At 61.9% G+C, this 3,491-nt stretch carries 3 protein-coding genes and 1 pseudogene; 3 read left to right on the top strand and 1 reads right to left on the bottom strand.

Going from position 1 to position 3,491, the window contains the following annotated elements; all coding sequences use genetic code 11:
* The 3 genes from GA0061101_RS39810 to GA0061101_RS38390 form a co-directional block, all read left to right on the top strand.
* The coding region (locus GA0061101_RS39810; RefSeq protein ID WP_208865062.1) for an MBG domain-containing protein at positions 1 to 513 on the top strand (513 nt) is incomplete at its 5' end.
* Positions 514 to 527: 14 nt separating this feature from the next.
* A complete protein-coding gene (locus GA0061101_RS38385; protein ID WP_208865063.1) occupies positions 528 to 2,267 on the top strand; it encodes a ShlB/FhaC/HecB family hemolysin secretion/activation protein in 1,740 nt (579 codons plus the stop codon).
* A gap of 103 nt (positions 2,268 to 2,370) precedes the next feature.
* A complete protein-coding gene (locus tag GA0061101_RS38390) occupies positions 2,371 to 3,000 on the top strand; it encodes an invasion associated locus B family protein (protein ID WP_092577813.1) in 630 nt (209 codons plus the stop codon).
* 45 nt (positions 3,001 to 3,045) lie between these two features.
* Here the strand turns inward: GA0061101_RS38390 and GA0061101_RS38395 are convergent.
* Positions 3,046 to 3,372 (bottom strand): annotated as a pseudogene (locus GA0061101_RS38395) (tyrosine-type recombinase/integrase); the annotation flags it as partial.
* Between the last annotated feature and the right edge of the window lie 119 nt (positions 3,373 to 3,491).

Raw genomic sequence — 3,491 nt, forward strand, 5'->3', positions numbered from 1 at the left:
AATTACACCATCAGCTATCAGCCCGGTACCCTGACGGTTGCCCAGCGGTCGATTACTGTCGCGGCCAATGCCCAAAGCATGACCTATGGCGATCCGGTTCCGGAGCTCACCTATACGGTCGGCGGTTCGGGCCTCGTAACCGGAGACAGCTTGTTCGGCGCACTTGCAACATCGGCGACCTCGGCGTCGAATGTTGGCGCCTACGGCATTATGCAAGGCTCGCTTCGTAACAGCAATTACAGGATTACCTATACTGCCGGCACACTGATAGTTTCCCCGTTGAGCACCGTAGCACCCCGTCCCCGCCCACTGTCGGTCAACACGACCAGCCACGAGGTTTTGGAGCCGATACTCATTCCGTCCCAGTTAACGCCGCAGGCTGTGGTCTACGACAATCCAGCTGTCAACCCGAGCTCTGGCAAGTTTATCATGACCGCCGAGACTTGTTCCGGCGCCCAGATGGGGCAGGCTCAATCGAGTTCGGGCCTCGCCATTACCTGCACCGGCAACTGACGATGAATAAGATGATGAACCCATTTTTGAACCGCATTATTGTCACGTGGGCGCTTTCTGTGCTCGGCCTTGGCACGATGTTTGCGCTGCCGGTTTCAGCGTTTGCCCAGACGGCGAGCCAGGTGACGCAGGAGAGCTATGCGCCGCCTGTGGTGCGTGCGGTGGCGGGAGGCCTGAGCCTTCCGGCCTCAACCGGTGCGGAGGCGCCGAAGGGTGCCGAGACGTTGCGCGTGACGCCGTCTGGGCTGGCGGTGGAGGGTGGCCTGCCGGAGCTTGGTTCCCAGACGGCTGCGATCGAAGCCTCGCTGAAGGGCAGGCGGGTCACCGGCGCAGACCTGTTTGCTGCGTCCCGCCGGCTGGAGGAGGCCTATGCCAAGGCCGGCTACCTGCTGGTGCGCGTGACGCTGCCGGCCCAGACGATCAGGGACGGCAGGCCGCTGCGGCTGGTCGTCACCAACGGACAGGTGGAAGCGATCGACGCATCTGCCCTTTCGCCTGCAGTCAGGGCGCGCGTGGAAAGCGTGCTTGCGCCGCTCGTCGGCAAGCCGGGCGTGACGAAAGCGGAGCTGGAGCGACGCCTGCTTTTGGCGGGCGACACTCCGGGCGTCATGCTGAAGTCGACGCTGAAGGCTGGTACAAAGCCCGGTACCACGGTGGTCGTGGTTGATGGCCGCTATGATGCGGTGACCACCACGGTGACCATGGACAACAACCTTGCCAAAAACCTCGGCACCTATACGGTTGGTCTCGGCGCTGACTTCAACAGCCTGCTCGGTCTTGGCGAAGTCGGTTATCTGCGCCTGTCGGGCTATCCGGGCTTCAACGACAGTATCTTCAGCGACGATCCGCGCAACCGTCAGGCGATTGCCGGCTTCACGGTTCCGCTCGGCACCGATGGCGCCTGGCTGAACATGGAGAGCGTGGACAGCCAGACGCATCCGACCTCGGATCTTGCCTATACGATGGTGGATCACTACCAGCGCCTCTCCACCAAGCTCGGCTACAGCTGGATCCGCGCCCGCGACCTCAATACAAGCTCGGTGCTCTCCTTTGACGTGATGCAGGAAAAGCAGAAGCTCGATCTTGACGGTGTGCGTTCCGCCTTCACGGAAGACCAGCTGCGGGTGCTTCGCCTGACGCAGAGCGGCGACATGATCACCGCCTGGGGCGGCCAGCTGAGCGGCAGCCTGACGGCCTCGTTCGGGCTTGATGCGCTCGGCGCACGCAGTGCGACCAGCGATCTGCCGCTGTCGCGCGATGGGGCGGAACCCGACTTCCGCAAGCTCGAAGCCTCGGCCTTCTACAGCCAATCACTCGCCGCCGATCGAGTGCGTATCTCGCTGGCGGCCAAGGCACAGACCTCGTTCGGAGATGCGCTGGCCTCCTCCGAGCAGTTTGCGCTCGGCGGCTTCGACTGGCTATCGGCCTTCAACGGCGGCCAGATTGAAGGCGATGCGGGTGCAGCCATGCGTGCGGAGGCGGCCTTTCCCCTCACTTTCAGTCTGGCGCCGGCGCTCGGCAGTGCTGCTGCTCCCTATGTCTTTGCCGCCGCGGGCCTTGCCAAGCTCGAGCAGCCGACCTCGGTGGAGCGCAGTATCACGCGGGCAAGTGCCTTCGGGGCCGGTATCCGCTTCGGCCTGTCGGAAAAGGCGAGCCCGCACTCGGACACGCTGTCGCTGGAATATGCCCATGGGCAGGCCTCCGATATTGACAGCACAAACCGCTTCAACCTAAGGTTCATCGCAAGGTTTTGACCAAGGCTGGTTTTCCTCGCCGCGTCATTCACCAGGGAGATCATGGGCAGAGCTTCTGGTTTCCTGGCATCTCTCCAAGTCATTCAATCCGGTTCCCATTTCCATGCGCATCACAGCCAATCTCCTTCGTTCTGCTATCCTCATCATGAGCGTCAGCCTGATGGCGCTGCCAGCAGGCGCCCAGACCAAGCCTGATACGACCAAACCGGATCCTGCGAAGGCCTCCATCCCGTCGGAGCCGACAGCGACCACGGCCAGCTATGGCAGCTGGGTTCTGCGCTGTGTGCAGCTTCCAGCGTCGGTACAAACCGCAGCCGATGCGAGCAAGTCCGGCCGCGCCGGCGCCCAGACTTGCGAGGTCATGCAGACCGTGCAGGTGCAGGGCCAGAGCCAGCCGATCGCCCAAGTCGCTATTGGACGCCTACCGGGGGAAAAGGAGCTGATCCTGACAGCCCTAGTGCCGGTCAACATATCCCTGCCGGGCACCATCCACCTGTCGGGTAACGGCAAGACGGGGGATGAGGAAAAGGGCGGGCTTGAGCTGTCCTGGCAGCGCTGCCTTGCCGGCAGCTGTGCGGCAAGCGCCAAGCCTGATGCGGCATCGCTTGCCATCCTGCGCGCCGGCACAGACGGACAGCTGCGCTTCACAGATGCCTCCGGCCAGACCGTTGCAATTCCCCTCTCCTGGAAGGGCCTCGACCAGGCCATGGCAGCCTTGGATAAGGCGCGCTAGCACATCGATCATCACATAACTTGTCCGATGAACATCAGACGATTGTCAGGACAGAAGCCATGCGGCCCTTCCGCTCCGGCTGGTCGTGCTGTTGTAATATTCGGAGGGCTGCTGGAAGGATCGATGCCGGGATTGCTCCATGGCTTCGGGAAGCGGAATACCTCTGTTCGCGGCCTCAGTGAGATAGCTCGAGCGAATACCGTGTGCCGAGAATTCAGTTGGATCGAGGCCGGCCAGCGCCGCTCTGTGCTTGACGATGTCGTTGATCGCCTTCGAATCCAGCGAACGCTTGGAAACATTGCCCCGGCGATCGATCTTTTGAAACACGCTGCCGTTGTCGATCCGCGCTGCCGCAAGCCAGGCATTTAGAGCGGTTCATGACTTATCGGAATCCGCTCTGGATTCCCAAATCAGCGGAATTGTGATTCATGATGGATGCTGGAATGGAGGCCAGCATCCATGACGCGACCTTATTCGAATGATCTTCGTGA

The organism is Martinezella lusitana, from assembly GCF_900094565.1.
In the GTDB taxonomy this organism is placed as follows: Bacteria; Pseudomonadota; Alphaproteobacteria; order Rhizobiales; family Rhizobiaceae; genus Rhizobium; species Rhizobium lusitanum.